Origin of the sequence: Micromonospora sp. DT53 (assembly GCF_049841535.1) — a bacterium.
Classification (GTDB): Bacteria; Actinomycetota; Actinomycetes; order Mycobacteriales; family Micromonosporaceae; genus Micromonospora.
Window position 1 is genome coordinate 845,390 of sequence record NZ_JBNCKM010000001.1, and the last position, 15,204, is coordinate 860,593.

The following is a 15,204-nucleotide window of genomic DNA, read 5'->3' on the forward strand; positions in this document are numbered from 1 at the left end:
GATGTGTTGAGCCCGACAGACCAGCAGCCCGCGGTGCGGTGGCGGTGATGGTGGTCCGGCCGCCCGTCCCGCACGTCGCCATGCGCCCGCTGTGGCGGTGCCGTAACTGTGGCCGGGAGTGGCCCTGCCAGCCGGCCAAGCTCGCCCTGCTGACGGAGTACCGGGCCAGCCGGACCGCACTGCTGATCTACCTCGGCACGCTGATGCACGAGGCGACGAACCAGCTCACCCAGCTCCACCCGGATCATCCGCCGGCCCGGATGACCGAGCGCTTTCTCTCCTGGGCCAGAGCCCGGAGCTGACGCTCGGCCCGGCGTAGCTCATCCCGGGAAGTGGATCAGCGGCACCCCGTCGGAGTATTCGGGCCCCTCGCTGGTCAGCACTGCGGCATCGTGGGTCAGGCCCGCCACGGCGGCCGCGGCCAGGTCGAAACGGCCGGTCCTGCGCTGCCAGAAGGTCAGCTCCGGTAGATCCTCCGCCTGCTCGGGCAGCAGCGCGCAGGAAGTCAAGGCCAGCAGCTTGTGCAGCAGAGCCAGGTCCTTGCCGGTCGCCTTGGTCAACGCCTCGGTCGCTGCCACGACCGGCACCCCGAACCGCACCCCGTCCTCAATCACCTCGTGGACGGGCTCGCCCACGTGCACGGTCCGGAGGACGGCGTATCCCAGCAGGGCTGACCGGTCCAGGATGAGCCGGACTGGTGGTGTTGTCTCCGAGGTCATGCGGGGTCGGCGCGGGGCGCGGTGTCGTCACCGTTCATCTCGGCCTCCATGGCGGCGCGGATCTTGGCGCGCTCCGCCTCGAACCGCTCCGAGGGCCACTCGGCTTCCACGCCCAGGCGGCGGGCTCGCGCCTCGGCGACACCCTGGTCAGTGGCGTGGATGCCGGCGGCGAGCAACAACTCCTTGTGCTGTTCCACCCGCCTACGCCGACGCACCGACTCCGTGACGTAGGCGCTGGCCATGCGGTTGCCCTGGCTCTCCAGGATCTGACTCACGTCCGGGGGGACGGAGATCGTGAAGCGACGCTGAGGCTCTGTCATACGATCAGCCTACCCCTGTCATACTGTTGCCATCGTCGGGGCTCGCGGTCTCGACGCCCTCTCCAGGGCGGCCGGAGCAGGACGCCGAGTCGACCACGCGCGTGGTGTCGGCGCAGGCGAAGGCGGCCGGTCGCTGCGCGCAGTCCCCGTTGTGACAGCCAGGTTTCGCGGCTTCACCGGTGGGGCAGAGTAGCCGCTACAGAGCATCCGGGCCGGAGTTTCCGCAGCTTGCCGGCTCGGAATCGTCTCGCCGTGCGCCGGGGCGCGGATGCCCTCCCCGGTCTTTCGCCGAGGAGAGGGGGAGGGCGATGACGGACCCCGAAACGGCTCGACACCGACGCCGGCCGGTTGTTCGGCTGGGGGCGGCGGCTGCCGCGCTGGCGCTCGTCGCGCCGCTGGCCGCGTGCGGCGCGGACGACGCTGGCGGCCCACCGACGATCAACCTGTACTACCCGCCCGAGCAGAACCTGCAGAAGGTCGTCGACGACTGCAACGCGCAGGCCCAGGGACGGTACGAGATCGCCTACCGGGTGCTGCCCCGGCAGGCCGACGACCAGCGGGTGCAGATGGTGCGCCGGCTGGCCGCCGAGGACAGCGGGATGGACCTGCTCGGCTTGGACGTCACCTGGACCCAGGAGTTCGCCAGCGCCGACTGGATCCGGGAGTGGACCGGTCAGGACAAGGCCGAGGTCGAGCAGGGCACCCTCGCCGGGCCGTTGGACACCGCCCGGTACGAGGACAAGCTGTACGCGGCGCCGAAGAACACGAACGTCCAGCTGCTCTGGTACCGCAAGGACCTGGTCCCGCAGCCGCCGAGCACCTGGGACCAGATGATCAGCGCGGCCCAGCAGCTCAAGGACCAGGGCAAGCCGTACCAGGTGCTCACCATGGGCGCACAGTACGAGGGTCTTGTCGTCCTCTACAACACCCTGGCCGAGAGCGCCGGAGGCAAGATCCTCAGCGACGACGGCAAGAAGGCGGTGATGGACGACGGCACGGTCCGGGCGTTGGAGCAGCTGAAGAAGTTCGCCACGGCGGGCGTGACCTCGCCGTCGTTCAGCAACGCCACCGAGGACCCGGTCCGGTTGGAGTTCCAGTCCGGCTCCGGCGCGTTCCAGGTGAACTGGCCGTTCGTCTACCCGGCCCTGCAGGAGGCGAACCCGGAGCTGGCCAAGCAGGTCGGCTGGGCTCGGATCCCCGGCATCGACGAGGGCACCCCCAGCAAGGTCACCATCGGTGGGGTCAACCTGGCCGTCAGCTCCTACTCCAAGCACCCGGAGCAGTCCTTCGAGGCGGCCCGGTGCATCCGCAGCGCCGAGCACCAGAAGTTCTCCGCCATCAACGACGGAGTGCCGCCCACCATCGAGGCGGTCTTCGACGACCCGGAGATGACCGAGGCGTACCCGATGAAGGACACCATCCTGGAGGAGTTGAAGGAGCCGGCGACACGTCCGCTGACCCCCGCCTACCAGAGCATCTCCACAGTGATGTCGGCGATCCTGTCGCCGCCGTCCGGGATCCGTCCGCAGCAGACCGCCGACGAGCTGCGCGGCGCCATCGCCGACGCCCTCCAGTCGAAGGGGGTCCTGCCATGACCCGGCCCGCCACCACCGAAACACCTGAGCAGACCGACGGCCGGCGCGCCACCGTGCCCACCCAGCGTGGCGGCCGGCGCAAGCCCCCACTGAGTGAGAACAAGAAGGCCGAACGCAAGCTTGGTCTGCTGCTGTGCGCGCCGGCCGCGCTGGTCATGATCGCGGTGACCGCGTACCCGATCATCTATTCGGTCTGGTTGTCGTTGCAGCGCTTCGACCTGCGCTTCCCCGACCAGCGTGAGTTCATCGGGTTGGAGAACTACGTCACCGTGCTCACCAACGAGTTCTGGTGGACCGCGTTCGGGGTGACCATGCTGATCACTGTGGTCACCGTGGCCGTCGAGCTGGTCCTCGGCATGGGCCTGGCGATCATCATGCACCGCACCCTGGTCGGCCGCGGCCTGGTCCGGACCTCGGCGCTCATCCCGTACGGGATCGTGACAGTGGTCGCCGCGTTCTCCTGGCGGTACGCGTGGACGCCCGGCACGGGCTACCTGGCCGACCTGTTCAGCGACGGCGCGCCACTCACCGAGCGGGCCAGTTCCCTGGCGATCATCATGCTGGCGGAGATCTGGAAGACCACCCCGTTCATGGCGCTGCTGCTGATGGCCGGGCTGGCGCTGGTGCCGGAGGACCTGCTCAAGGCGGCATCCACCGACGGCGCGACCGCCTGGCAGAAGTTCACGAAGGTGATGCTGCCGGTGATGAAGCCGGCAATCCTTGTCGCGTTGCTGTTCCGCACCCTGGACGCGTTCCGGGTCTTCGACAACATCTTCGTGTTGACCGCCGGCGGCAACGAGACGTCGTCGGTGTCGATGCTCGCCTACAACAACCTGATCCGGGGCCTCAACCTCGGCATCGGTTCGACGATGTCAGTGCTGATCTTCATCACCGTGGCGATCATCGCCTTCGTCTTCGTGAAGCTGTTCGGCACCGCTGCTCCGGGCAGCGACGACGGGGAGAGGCGCTGACATGGCTGTCGAAACCACTACCAGGGCAAAGCTGCGCTGGGGTCTGCTCGACGTCCTCGTGGTCGTCTTCGCGCTGGTCCCGGTGCTGTGGATCGCGTCGCTGTCGTTCAAGACGCCGGCCACCCTCACCGACGGGAACTTCATCCCCCGGGAGTGGACGCTTGACAACTACCGGACCATCTTCGACACCGACCAGTTCGTCCGGGCGCTCGTCAACTCGATAGGCGTCGCGCTGATCGCCACGCTGATCGCTGTGGTGCTCGGCGCGATGGCCGCGTACGCGATCAGCCGGCTGGACTTCCCCGGCAAGAAGCTGCTGGTCGGCGTCTCCCTGCTGATCGCGATGTTCCCGCAGGTGTCACTGGTGTCGCCGCTGTTCGAGATCGAGCGTCAGCTCAAGATCTTCGACACCTGGCTCGGGCTGATCCTGCCGTACATCACCTTCGCGCTCCCGCTGGCGATCTACACGCTGTCGGCGTTCTTCAAGCAGATCCCGTGGGATCTGGAGAAGGCCGCGAAGATGGACGGCGCCACGCAGGGGCAGGCGTTCCGGCGGGTGATCGCGCCACTGGCCGCGCCGGGGCTGTTCACCACGGCGATCCTGGTCTTCATCTTCTGCTGGAACGACTTCCTGTTCGCCATCTCGCTGACCTCGACCGAGCGGTCCCGCACGGTGCCGGCGGCGTTGTCGTTCTTCACCGGCGCGTCGCAGTTCGAGGACCCCACCGGGGCGATCTGCGCCGCCGCCGTGGTGATCACCGTGCCGATCATCCTGTTCGTCCTCTTCTTCCAGCGTCGCATCGTGTCGGGTCTGACCTCCGGCGCAGTCAAGGGATAGGTGAGTAGTCATGGCTGACATCGTGCTGGACAAGGTGAGCAAGAGCTTCCCGGACGGGACCGTCGCCGTGCAGGACGTCGACCTGGAGATCGCCGACGGCGAGTTCGTGATCCTGGTCGGGCCCTCGGGCTGCGGAAAGTCCACCACCCTCAACATGATCGCCGGGCTGGAGGACATCAGCTCCGGTGAGCTGCGCATCGCCGGGCAGCGGGTCAACGACAAGGCTCCCCGGGACCGGGACATCGCCATGGTGTTCCAGTCGTACGCGCTGTACCCGAACATGACCGTGCGGGAGAACATGGCGTTCCCGTTGCGGCTGGCGAAGCTCGACAAGGAGACCATCGAGCGCAAGGTCGACGAGGCGGCGAAGGTGCTGGAGCTGACCTCGCTGCTGGACCGCAAGCCGGCCAACCTCTCCGGCGGCCAGCGTCAGCGGGTGGCGATGGGTCGGGCGATCGTCCGCCAGCCGAAGGCGTTCCTGATGGACGAGCCGTTGTCCAACCTCGATGCCAAGCTGCGGGTACAGATGCGCACTGTGGTGTCCCGCCTGCAGAAGCAGCTCGGCACCACCACCGTCTACGTCACCCACGACCAGACCGAGGCGATGACCCTCGGCGACCGCGTAGTGATCATGCGCGGGGGCGCGGTGCAGCAGGTCGGGCCACCGCAGGAGCTGTACGACCACCCGAAGAACCTCTTCGTGGCCGGCTTCATCGGCTCGCCGTCGATGAACTTCCTGCACGCCGCCGTGCAGGACGGCGAGTTGCACACCGCCCTGGGGCAGGTGCCGCTCGGCGACCGGGTCCGCCGGGAGTTGGAGGCGGCCGACGCGCCCCGTGAGCTGATCCTCGGCATCCGGCCGGAGCACTTCGAGGACGCCGAGCTGGTCGACGACGACACCCGTCGGCGGGGCATGGAGTTCGAGGCGCCGGTGGACATCGTCGAGTCGATGGGCTCGGACAAGTACGTCTACTTCACAGTCGAGGGTGAGAAGGCCAGCGCCGCCGAGTTGGAGGAGCTGGCCGCCGACGCGGGCGCCGCCGACTTCGCCGGCGCCGGCGGCAACCTGGTGACCCGGCTGTCCGCCGAGTCCCCGGTCGCCGAGGGGCAGACGCGCCGAGTCTGGTTCAACCTGGAGAAGATCCACCTGTTCGACCCGGCCAACGGCCGCAACCTGACCCTGCACGAGGGTCGCGCCGCCGGCGCGCTCGCCGACTGACAGCGTCAGATCGCGCCGATCTTGCAGTTTCGGTCGTCGACATAGGTGGAATGTCCCCTTGTGCCGGGACAGCAAGTGCAAGATCGGCGCGGCGGGGGCGGGCGGGGGGAGGTGCCCCCCGCCCGCCCTGCGCGGCTCGCCCGGGGGTGGCAAGGTGGGTGGGGGTCGCGTCGTGGAGCGGGGGACGGGATGAACCGACGATTGGCCGCGCTGGCCAACGCGCACGGTGTTTCCACCTGGTACGAGGACTGGCGGCACCGCCGCGTCGAGGTCGCGCCGGAGACCGTGGTGGGTGTGCTGGGGCTGCTCGGGGTAAACGCCACCAGCCCGTCGGCGGTCGCCGACGCGCTCGCCGCCGCCCGTGCCGTCGACCGGGGCGCACTGCCGGAGACGGTCGTGCTCACCCAGGGCCGCAGCCGGGCGCTGCCCGGCCCGGGTGTGGTGACCCTGGAGGACGGTGGCCGCCGCGCGGTCGACGGTGAGCTGCCGGCGGACCTGCCGCTGGGTTGGCACCGCCTGGCCTGCGCCGACCGGGAGGTGACGGTGGTGGTGGTGCCGCGCCGACTGCCGGTGCCGCCGCGGACCTGGGGGTGGATGCTCCAGCTCTACGCGCTCACCTCGGAGCGTTCCTGGGGCATGGGCGACCTCGGTGATCTCGCCGAGTTCACCGGGTGGGCCGGTGCCACCGGGGCGGGGCTGGTGCTGCTCAACCCGCTGCACGCGGTCGGGCCGGCGCATCCGGTGGCCACCTCGCCGTATTCGCCCGCCAGCCGACGTTTCGTCAACCCGCTGTACCTGCGGGTCAGCGACACCGCCGCGTACCGCGCGGCGGACGCGGCGACCCGTGCGGTGGTCGACGCGTTGCGTCCCGACCGGGGTCCCCTGATCGACTACGACGAGGTGTGGGCCGCCAAGCGGCACGCCCTGGAGTTGCTACACCCGTACGCCCAGCCGGTGGATCTCACCGCGGACCCGGCGCTCACCAGTTTCGCCACCTGGTGCGCGCTCGCCGAGCGGCACGGCAACGACTGGCGTGCCTGGCCGGCGGAGCTGCACCACCCCGACGCCCCGGCGGTCGCCGAGCAGCGTCGGCAGCTCGCCGACCGGGTCACCTTCTACGCCTGGCTGCAACACCTCTGCGACGAGCAGCTCGACGCCGTCACGGCGGCGGCCCGTTCGGCGGGAATGCCGGTCGGCGTCGTGCACGACCTGGCCGTCGGCATCGACCCGGGCGGCGCGGACGGGTGGCAGCTCGCCGACGTGCTGGCCCAGGGCGTGCGGGTCGGCGCGCCACCTGACGACTTCAACCAGCTCGGCCAGGACTGGGGGCTCGCCGCGTGGCGCCCGGACCGGCTCGCCGCCACCGGCTACGCCGCCTACCGGGACATGCTGCGTCGCGTCCTGCGGCACGCGGGTGGCCTGCGGGTCGACCACGTCGCCGGCCTGTGGCGACTGTGGTGGGTGCCGCCGGGCGGCGGCGCGGCCGAGGGTACCTACGTGCGCTACGACGCCGAGGCGATGCTCGGCATCCTCGCGTTGGAGGCGCAGCGGGCCGGCGCGGTGGTGGTCGGTGAGGACCTCGGCACGGTCCAACCGGCGGTGACCCGAGGGTTGCGCGGGCGCAACATGCTCGGCTCGACAGTGCTGTGGTTCGCGCGCGACGAGGCCGGCGACTTCGTCGCGCCGGCCCGGTGGCCGCGTAACGCCCTCGCCACGATCTCCACCCACGACCTGCCCACCGCGCCGGGCTTCCTGACCGGTGAGCACGTGCGGGTGCGCGACGAGTTGAAACTGCTCGGCACCGACGTGGCGGTGGAGCGGGCCCGCGCCGCCGGCGATCGGGAACGGCTGCTCACGATGTTGCGCGCCGAGAACCTGCTGTCCGAGCCGGCGGCGGGGTCCGAGCCGGCGGCGGGGTCCGAGTCGGAGGAACCGGCGGAGACGCCCGACGACGGCGAGGTGGTGGTGGCGATGCACGCCGCGCTCGCGGCCAGCCCGACCCGGCTGCTCGGTGTCTCCCTCTACGACGTGCTGGGCGAGGTGCGCCAACCCAACATGCCGGGCACGGTGGACGAGTACCCGAACTGGCGGCTGCCGCTGCCGGCCAGTGTGGCGCAGATCCGCGCGGACCCCCGGGTGACCCGGGTCGTCGACCTGCTCAGCGCCGCCCGCCCCCGACCGGCCGACCGGAGACCCGCCGACGAGGAGTGACGCGACAGGCTCAGGTCAGCCAGTCGAAGCGGGCCGGCAGCCCGAGGAAGGCGGCGTAGCGCCCGAGCGCCTGCTCCACCCGGGCCCGCGCCGCGACGTCGAGCGTCGTGAGCTGCTGGATCGTCACGGTGACCGCGGCGCGGCCGATCTTGCGCTTCCACACGCCCACCACCCGACCGGCGCGGACCACTGTGGCCTGGAAGATGCCGTTGTTGCCCGGCACCACGGCCGCCTGGTGGGCGGGGTCGAGCATCAACGTGCGGTCCCGGAAGCCGAGCAGGTACTCGTCGAAGCCGGGCAGCGCCAGCACGTCGTCCGGCGCGGTGCGCGGCGCGTCGGCCAGGGCCGCGTCGACGTACATCGGGGTGCCGTCGACCCGTACGGTGCTCAGCGCGTCGCCGGCGGCGGCCAGGCCGCGCCGGGCGTCGGTGAGGGTGAGGCCGCTCCACCCGGCGAACTCGCGGTCGGTGACCGGGCCGTGGCCGCGAACGTAGCGGTGGGCGAGCAGGGCCAGCGCCTCGTCCCGTTCCAGTCGGTGGGGTTCGGGCGCCCACTCGTCGAGCAGGGCGAAGGTCTGGTCGGCGCCCACGTTCGGCGCCACGCAGGTCACGCCGCGGACGCTCGCATACCACAGCAGGTGGTAACCACGCTGCCCGTCGGTGCCCAGGCCGGCCGCCCGCAGGGTGGCCAGGCACTGCGCGCGGGTGAGTCGACCGCCGCCGGCCAACGCGGCGCCGAGGACGCCCACCGCACGGTCCGCGTCGGCCTCGGTGAGCCCGAGCTGCGCCCGCCGGGTCGCCGCGCCGGCCAGCGATCGTACGCCTGTCAACTCCAGCATCCAGCGGGCGTCGGCGGACGGAACGAGGTGCACGGTGCCCCGCATCGGCCAGGTGCGCAGCGCCTCACGCCGCTCCAACGCCGCCTGCACGTCGGCGACGCCGTGACCGGGCAGCCGGGCGCCCAGCGACCACAACACGCTGGCCAGGTCCTGTGCCTGCATCGCGCCGAACCACTCGACCACCTCGGCGACGGTGCCGGCTCGGATGCCCGGGTGTGGGCGTAGCAGCAGGCTCGTCATCCGCAGCGCCAACGCGTCGGCCGCGCTGAGGTCGACAGGCATCGGCAGCCCTTCCCGAGGAGAGGACCCAGTTTAGGAGCCGTCCGCATCGCCGGGGCACCCCGGCCGGTACGCGAGGGCTCAGTTGACGAGGTCGAGGCCGGTCAGGTCCGCCGACAGAGCCCAGAGGCGGGCCGCCGCGCTGCCGTCGGTGGGGCTGGCGTCGGTGCGGCGGCAGTCCACACAGTAGTCGCCGCCGTTCGCGTCGAGGTGCGGTGAGGTGGCGGCCCAGACCTGGGTGGCCGCGCCCTGCTCGACGGTCTTGAACAGGCCCGGAGCGGAGTTCCCGTCCGCGTCGATCCAGCCAGCGGTGACCATCTCCTCGACGCCGAGGTGTCGTTGCAGAGGGGTGCGGATCCAGCCGGGGTTGACCGAGAAGGCCCGGACGCCGTGCGGTCTGCCGAGCAGGTCGAGGTGTCGGGCGAACAGGATGTTCGCGAGTTTCGACTGGGTGTAGGCCTCCCACTTGTCGTAGCCGTGCGCGAACTGCACGTCGTCCCACCGGATTCGCCACGACCTGTCGCGCCCGGAGGCGACCGCGACGACACGAGCCGCGCCGGCAGCGGTGAGCGCGGGCCACAGCAGGTTCGCCAGCGCGTAGTGGCCGAGGTGGTTGGTCGCGAACTGCGCCTCCCAGCCGGGTCCCACCCGGGTCTCCGGGCAGGCCATGACGCCGGCACTCGCGATCAGGATGTCGAGGGCGGGATGGCTGCTGAGGAACCGTTCGGTGAACGCGCGGACGGAGGCGAGGTCGGCGAGATCGAACTGGTCGACCTCGATCTCGACTCCGGCCACGTCGGCGAGCGCCCGCCGCGCCACGTCCGGCCGGAGAGCTGGGACGACGACCCGAGCCCCGGCCCGGGTGAGCGCGAGTGTCGTGGCGAGACCGAGGCCGGAGTAGCCGCCCGTGACGACAGCGGTCTTGCCGGTGAGGTCGATTCCGGTGAGGACGTCCACGGTCGTGCTGTGGGCGCCGAACGTGGTGTGGGTCGTGTCGCTGGTCATGCCGCGGACGCTAGGTGCTAGACCGAGGTCTAGGTCAACGGGTTACCGTCGACACCATGACGGACGGGGGCCTGAGCATCGGGCAGGTGGCGCAGCGCACCGGCTTGAGTGTGCACACCCTGCGGCTCTACGAGCGTGAGGGCCTGCTGGCCAGCGAGGTGCGGCGTGACGGGTCGGGCAGGCGCGTCTACAGCGCCTGGGACGTCGAGTGGCTGGCGAACTGCGTCACGTTCCGGGCCTCCGGAATGCCGCTCACGACGATCCGCCGCCTGGCCCAACTCGTTCGGGCGGGCAGCGGCAACGAGGCCGAACGGCTCGAACTGCTCCGCGCACACCAGCGCCACATCACCGAGCAGTTCGCGCAGCTACAAGACTGCCTCGACCTCATCAACGGCAAGGTGGCCAGCTACGAACGACACCTCGCCGCCGGCGCCTCCGGAGATCCCTGGCACCAGCAACGCCAGCCCGCGCCGGAAGCGCACCGGATCGGCGGGGCATAACGGGCCGCGCACGGGGGATGCGGCGGCCGGAAGTGCGCGCGTCGCGCGTGCGGAAGGGAGCGTCATGACTGCCGCAAGCGAACCGGCCCGAGGTGCCGGCGCACCGGCCGGGTCCCGCAGCCATCGGGGGGACGCCCGCGCGAAGACGAGCGCCGCCGCGACCTTCGCCCTGGTGTTCGGAGTGGCCGGTCTGTTCAGTGTGTTGACGGCGATCCTCGCCTGGCTGGGGCTGGTGCTCGGCATCATCGGGATCATCCTGGGCATCGTCGGCCTCAAGATGGCGCGCCGACCCGGGGTCACCGGTCGCGGCGTGTCGATCGGCGGCCTGGTGCTCAGCATCCTGGCCGTGCTGATCGGTCTCGGTCTGGCCGCGGGAATCAGCACGTTCGTCAACAACGAGAACGCGGTGGACCGCCTGCAGACCCAGGTCGACAAGCTACGCGACAAGCTCGACTGACCTGCGCGTACCGGTCTGGGCCGGCCCGCCACCCGTCCCGGCCGGCCACAGTAGGGTGGGCGGCGTGCTCCGCCAGGTCACCGCGATCCGCTACGTCACCCCGCTGCGCGAGGGTGGGTCGCTGCCGGGCGTGGTGGAGGCCGACGACCTGGGCACCTACGTGGCGAAGTTCCGAGGCGCCGGGCAGGGGCCCAAGGCGCTGATCGCCGAGGTGATCTGCGGTGAGCTGGCCCGCCGGCTGGGGTTGCGGGTGCCGCCGCTGGTGGTCCTCGACGTCGACCCGGTCATCGGGCGGGCCGAGCCGGACCAGGAGGTGCAGGAGCTGCTGCGCGGCAGCGGTGGCGCCAACCTCGGGATGGACTTCCTGCCCGGGGCGCTGGGCTTCGACCCGGTGGCGCACCCCGTCGACGCGGCGCTGGCCTCCCGGGTGCTCTGGTTCGACGCGTACGTGGAGAACGTCGACCGGAGTTGGCGCAACCCGAACCTGCTCGTCTGGCACCGGGAGCTGTGGCTGATCGACCACGGCGCCTCGCTGTACTTCCACCACAACTGGCCGCGCGCCGAGGCCGCAGTGCACCGGGCCTACCGCGCGGAGGACCACGTGCTGGCGCCGTACGCGTCGCGGTTGGCCGAGGCCGACGCCGAGCTGACCCCCCAGGTCACCCCGGAGCTGCTCACCGAGGTGTTGGCCCTGGTGCCGGGGGAGTGGTTGACCGCCGCCGACTTCGAGACGGCCGACGCGGCGCGCGACGCGTACCTGGACCACCTGACCCGCCGCGTCGCCCGCACGGCCGACTGGCTGCCACCGGGGAGCGCGGCATGAGGCAACCCTTCGAGTACGCGCTGATCCGGCTCGTGCCCCGCATCGAGCGCGGCGAGCAGATCAACGTCGGGGTGTTGCTCTACTGCCAGCAGCGCGACTTCCTGGCCGCGCGGACGCACCTGGACGCCGACCGGGTCCGTGCGCTGGCGCCCGACGTCGACCTGCCGGCGGTGGCCGCGGTGCTCGACTCGTGGGACCGCACCTGCTCCGGTGCCGGGCCGGCGACCCGGATGCGGCTCGGTGAGCGGTTCCACTGGTTGGCCGCGCCGCGCAGCACGATGATCCAGACGGGGCCGGTGCACACCGGTCTCACCGTCGACCCGGCGGCCGAGCTGGACCGGCTGATGGCGACCCTGGTCCGCTGAGCGGAGGCCGAGGCAGGGCACGGGAGCGGTGATCGTCCCCTGATCGCGCTACGCCAGCGCCGTTGCCGGCGGAGCGCGATCCCCCGTTCAGGTGCCCGGTGCGGGGCGGCGGCTCGATCCCGCCGGCACCGATGGCATCAGGATCGTCGTCCGCGCGCGGCGGCGGGCCGGAACGACCGGGAAGTTGCGGAAAACTTGAGCCGATGGACCGGAATCTGGGAGCCGCCCGGCGCTGTCGTTAGAGCACGCCCGCAGCGGGTAGTCGCGGGAGCTGATCCGAGACGAGAAGGGGACACGCTGATGGCTGCCCAGACCAAGGTAGCGGTGATTTACTACAGCGCCACCGGCATCACGTACCAGATGGCGCAGGCCGTGTGTGAGGCTGCCGGGGATGCCGGCGCCGACGTGCGGCTGCGCAAGGTGCGCGAGTTGGCGCCGGACGAGGCGATCCGCTCCAACTCCGGCTGGCAGGCGCACCGCCTGGAGACCCAGGACGTGCCCGAGGCGATGGTCGACGACCTGGCCTGGGCCGACGTGGTGATCCTCGGCGCGCCGACCCGGTACGGCATGGTCGCGGCGCAGCTGAAGCAGTTCATCGACACCACCGGCCCGCTCTGGGCCCAGGGCGCGCTGGCCAACAAGGTCTACTCCGCGTTCACCTCGACGGCGACCTCGCACGGGGGGCAGGAGACCACGCTGACCTCGCTCTTCAACGTCTTCTACCACTGGGGCGGCGTCGTGGTCACCCCCGGTTACACCGACAGCAGCCAGTTCATCGCCGGCAACCCGTACGGCCCCTCGCACACCAGCAACAACGGGGAGATCGCCCCGGACGCCGTGGCGCTCGGGGCCTGCGCGCTCACCGCCCGGCGCGCGGTGCAGCTGGGCGCCGCGCTGAAGGCGGGCCTGGCCGGCTGACCGACGGACGGGGGCGACCGGTGGCACGGGCGGGGGCTCTCGGCCCGTCCGCGCCACCGGTCCATCCAGCCCTACCCCGGGGCCGGGGCGACTATGCGCCTGGGCGCGTCGCGGACAACTCGTCGGTGCGCGTCGCGGGCAGCAGCTCGCTCACCAGCTCGCTCAGCACGGCGAGCCCGTCCGGGCTGAGCACCGACTCCGGGTGGAACTGCACCCCGGCGAAACCGCGCCCCCGCAGGGCGTGCACGGCGCCGTCACCCGGGTCCCGGGCCAGCTCCACCGGCCCGTACGCGGAGGCCACCCGGTCGGCGCCGGCGCGGGCGGTGAACGACGAGTAGAACCCGACCCGGCGGGGCCGGCCGAACAGCAGCACCTCCCGCTGCATCCCCTGGTAGGGCGCCTCCCGGCGGTGCAGCGCCAGCCCCAGCAGCCCGGCCAGCACCTGATGGCCGAGGCAGACCGCGAGGGTGGGCCGGCCGCTGGCCAGCAGGCCGGTCAGCAGCTTGCGCAACGCCACCATCTTCGGCTCGTCGACGCTGCCCGGGTCGCCCGGCCCGGGACCGGCCACCACCAGGTCGTAGTCGTCGACCGGGCCGCTCGCGTGCCACGGGCGGGTGGTCACCGCGAGACCCAACGCGCCCAGTTGGTGGGCCAGCATCCCGGTGAAGGTGTCCTCGGCGTCCACGATCAGCACCCGGCGGCCGACCAGCCCGGGCAGTCCGGGCGCGTCCGGTGACCGCTGGTCCAGCCAGAACCGCGCCAGCGGTGCGTTGCGCGCGGCCAGCGCGTCGCGTACCGCCGGGTCGTCGGCCAGCCGCGCGAGCGGCCCGCGGTCGCCGACGGACGCCGCCGGCCCGAGGCCGAGCGCGGCCAGCACACCGGCGGCCTTGGCGTGCGTCTCGGCCACCTCGCCTGCCGCCGTCGAGTGCCGGACCAGGGTCGCGCCCACCGGCACCCGCAGGCGGCCGGTGGGGGAGATCTCGGCGGTCCGGATCAGGATCGGGGCGTCGAGCGTCTGCCGGCCGGCCTCGTCGTGGCCGAGCAGCGCCAGCACGCCCGCGTAGTAGCCCCGGCCCCGCCGCTCGTGCCGGGCGATCACCCGGCAGGCGTTCTCGATCGGGCTGCCCGTCACGGTGGGGGCGAACATCGTCTCGCGCAGCACCTCGCGCACGTCGCGGGTGCCCCGCCCGGCGAGCAGGTACTCGGTGTGCGCCAGGTGCGACATCTCCTTCAGGTGCGGCCCGATCACCTGCCCACCGTGCTCGGCGACGGTGGCCATCATCTTCAGCTCCTCGTCGAGCACCATGTACAGCTCTTCGGTCTCCTTCGGGTCGGCGAGGAAGCGCAGCAGGGCCGTCCGGTCCGCGACGCCACCGGGGCAGCGGAAGGTGCCGCTGATCGGGTTCATCATCACCAGTCCGTCGTCGACGCTGACGTGCCGCTCCGGGCTGGCGCCGACAAGCGTCCGGGTGCCGGTGTGCACCACGAACGTCCAGTACGCGCCACGCTCGGCGATCAGCAGCCGGCGCAGCGCGGCCAGCGCGGCTGCCAGCGGCGGGCCCTGCACGGTGGCGTGCAGGGCGCGGTGGATGACGAAGTTCGCGCCCTCGCCGCGGCCGATCTCCTCGGACAGCACCCGCTGCACGGTCCGCGCGTACTCCTCGTCGCTGACGTCGAAGCCGGCGTCGCTGGTGCGGACGGGTTCGTCGGGCAGCGCGGCCAGGGCGTCGGCCAGCACGATCCGCTGGTGCTCGCGGATGTGCAGGAACTCCAGCGGGGCGCTGTCGTCGACGCAGGCGAAGCCGCGCTCGGTGATCTGCCGGTACGGCACCAGGGCCAACGTCCGCGCCCCGGGAGCGCCGGGCGGCAGCGGCAGGTCGGCGAGCGCCTCGACGGTGTCGACCGGGCCGGTGAACAGGTCCAGTTCGTCCGCCCCGTCGCGGCGCAGCAGCGCGAAGGGGCCGGGGTCGACGCCGTGGGCGACGGCGGCGAGCAGGTCGGTCAGCTGGGTCATCGGGGTCTCCGTCGGGCTGGGCGCCGCCGTGGGGCGGCCCTCCGGCCGGGAGATCCGGCGACCGCCTCGATGGCGGCCGCGTGGATGGAGCTACGCGCGGGAGATGGCCGCCGGGTCGGCGGGCCACCAACT

16 protein-coding genes are annotated in these 15,204 nt (G+C 71.8%); 11 read left to right on the forward strand and 5 right to left on the reverse strand.

The annotated features are described in order from the left end of the window. The first annotated feature begins 47 nt into the window (after window positions 1-47). Window positions 48-302 carry a flavin reductase gene (locus ACLQ3B_RS04035; protein ID WP_204941004.1) on the forward strand — a complete coding sequence of 85 codons (255 nt, stop codon included), beginning with the start codon at window positions 48-50 and terminating at the stop codon, window positions 300-302. A gap of 18 nt (window positions 303-320) precedes the next feature. On the opposite strand, the gene ACLQ3B_RS04040 is transcribed toward ACLQ3B_RS04035, so the two are convergent. Next, window positions 321-719 (reverse strand): hypothetical protein, encoded by a 399-nt coding sequence (locus ACLQ3B_RS04040; RefSeq protein WP_425777413.1) that lies wholly within the window; start codon window positions 717-719, stop codon window positions 321-323. Continuing rightward, the gene (locus ACLQ3B_RS04045) at window positions 716-1,039 is read right to left on the reverse strand and encodes a hypothetical protein (protein ID WP_425777414.1); all 324 of its coding nucleotides are present in this window, start codon (window positions 1,037-1,039) and stop codon (window positions 716-718) included. The genes ACLQ3B_RS04040 and ACLQ3B_RS04045 overlap by 4 nt, the downstream gene beginning before the upstream one ends. Window positions 1,040-1,347: 308 nt before the next feature. On the opposite strand from ACLQ3B_RS04045, the gene ACLQ3B_RS04050 reads away from it, so the two are divergent. From ACLQ3B_RS04050 to malQ, 5 genes are all read left to right on the forward strand, one after another. After that, window positions 1,348-2,634 carry an ABC transporter substrate-binding protein gene (locus tag ACLQ3B_RS04050; RefSeq protein ID WP_425777416.1) on the forward strand — a complete coding sequence of 429 codons (1,287 nt, stop codon included), beginning with the start codon at window positions 1,348-1,350 and terminating at the stop codon, window positions 2,632-2,634. Continuing rightward, window positions 2,631-3,605 carry a carbohydrate ABC transporter permease gene (locus tag ACLQ3B_RS04055; protein WP_425777418.1) on the forward strand — a complete coding sequence of 325 codons (975 nt, stop codon included), beginning with the start codon at window positions 2,631-2,633 and terminating at the stop codon, window positions 3,603-3,605. Before ACLQ3B_RS04050 ends, ACLQ3B_RS04055 begins: the two co-directional genes overlap by 4 nt. A gap of 1 nt (window position 3,606) precedes the next feature. Next, a complete protein-coding gene (locus ACLQ3B_RS04060; RefSeq protein WP_350853661.1) occupies window positions 3,607-4,443 on the forward strand; it encodes a carbohydrate ABC transporter permease in 837 nt (278 codons plus the stop codon). A gap of 10 nt (window positions 4,444-4,453) precedes the next feature. Continuing rightward, window positions 4,454-5,662, forward strand: coding sequence for an ABC transporter ATP-binding protein (locus tag ACLQ3B_RS04065; RefSeq protein ID WP_425777421.1), 1,209 nt, complete (start codon window positions 4,454-4,456; stop codon window positions 5,660-5,662). 189 nt (window positions 5,663-5,851) lie between these two features. Next, entirely contained in the window at window positions 5,852-7,873 is a 2,022-nt protein-coding gene (gene malQ, locus ACLQ3B_RS04070) for a 4-alpha-glucanotransferase (protein ID WP_425777423.1), read from the forward strand. A 10-nt stretch (window positions 7,874-7,883) separates the two neighbouring features. Here the strand turns inward: malQ and ACLQ3B_RS04075 are convergent, their stop codons facing one another. Beyond that, window positions 7,884-8,993, reverse strand: a complete 1,110-nt coding sequence (locus ACLQ3B_RS04075) for a winged helix DNA-binding domain-containing protein (RefSeq protein WP_425777425.1) — start codon at window positions 8,991-8,993, stop codon at window positions 7,884-7,886. 78 nt (window positions 8,994-9,071) lie between these two features. Further along, entirely contained in the window at window positions 9,072-9,995 is a 924-nt protein-coding gene (locus ACLQ3B_RS04080) for an SDR family NAD(P)-dependent oxidoreductase (RefSeq protein WP_425777427.1), read from the reverse strand. A gap of 56 nt (window positions 9,996-10,051) precedes the next feature. On the opposite strand from ACLQ3B_RS04080, the gene ACLQ3B_RS04085 reads away from it, so the two are divergent. The 5 genes from ACLQ3B_RS04085 to wrbA all read left to right on the forward strand — a co-directional run bounded on the left by ACLQ3B_RS04085 (window position 10,052) and on the right by wrbA (window position 13,058). Next, complete coding sequence (locus tag ACLQ3B_RS04085; RefSeq protein ID WP_425777429.1) at window positions 10,052-10,495, forward strand: MerR family transcriptional regulator; 444 nt, start codon at window positions 10,052-10,054, stop codon at window positions 10,493-10,495. Window positions 10,496-10,559: 64 nt separating this feature from the next. After that, complete coding sequence (locus ACLQ3B_RS04090) at window positions 10,560-10,952, forward strand: hypothetical protein (protein ID WP_425777431.1); 393 nt, start codon at window positions 10,560-10,562, stop codon at window positions 10,950-10,952. Window positions 10,953-11,016: 64 nt separating this feature from the next. Next, entirely contained in the window at window positions 11,017-11,775 is a 759-nt protein-coding gene (locus tag ACLQ3B_RS04095; protein ID WP_425777433.1) for a HipA family kinase, read from the forward strand. Further along, window positions 11,772-12,140, forward strand: a complete 369-nt coding sequence (locus ACLQ3B_RS04100; RefSeq protein ID WP_425777434.1) for a DUF3037 domain-containing protein — start codon at window positions 11,772-11,774, stop codon at window positions 12,138-12,140. Before ACLQ3B_RS04095 ends, ACLQ3B_RS04100 begins: the two co-directional genes overlap by 4 nt. A 300-nt stretch (window positions 12,141-12,440) precedes the next feature. Continuing rightward, window positions 12,441-13,058 carry an NAD(P)H:quinone oxidoreductase gene (gene wrbA, locus ACLQ3B_RS04105; RefSeq protein WP_425777436.1) on the forward strand — a complete coding sequence of 206 codons (618 nt, stop codon included), beginning with the start codon at window positions 12,441-12,443 and terminating at the stop codon, window positions 13,056-13,058. A 91-nt stretch (window positions 13,059-13,149) separates the two neighbouring features. Here the strand turns inward: wrbA and ACLQ3B_RS04110 are convergent, their stop codons facing one another. After that, complete coding sequence (locus ACLQ3B_RS04110; RefSeq protein ID WP_425777438.1) at window positions 13,150-15,072, reverse strand: anthranilate synthase family protein; 1,923 nt, start codon at window positions 15,070-15,072, stop codon at window positions 13,150-13,152. Window positions 15,073-15,204: the final 132 nt, after the last annotated feature.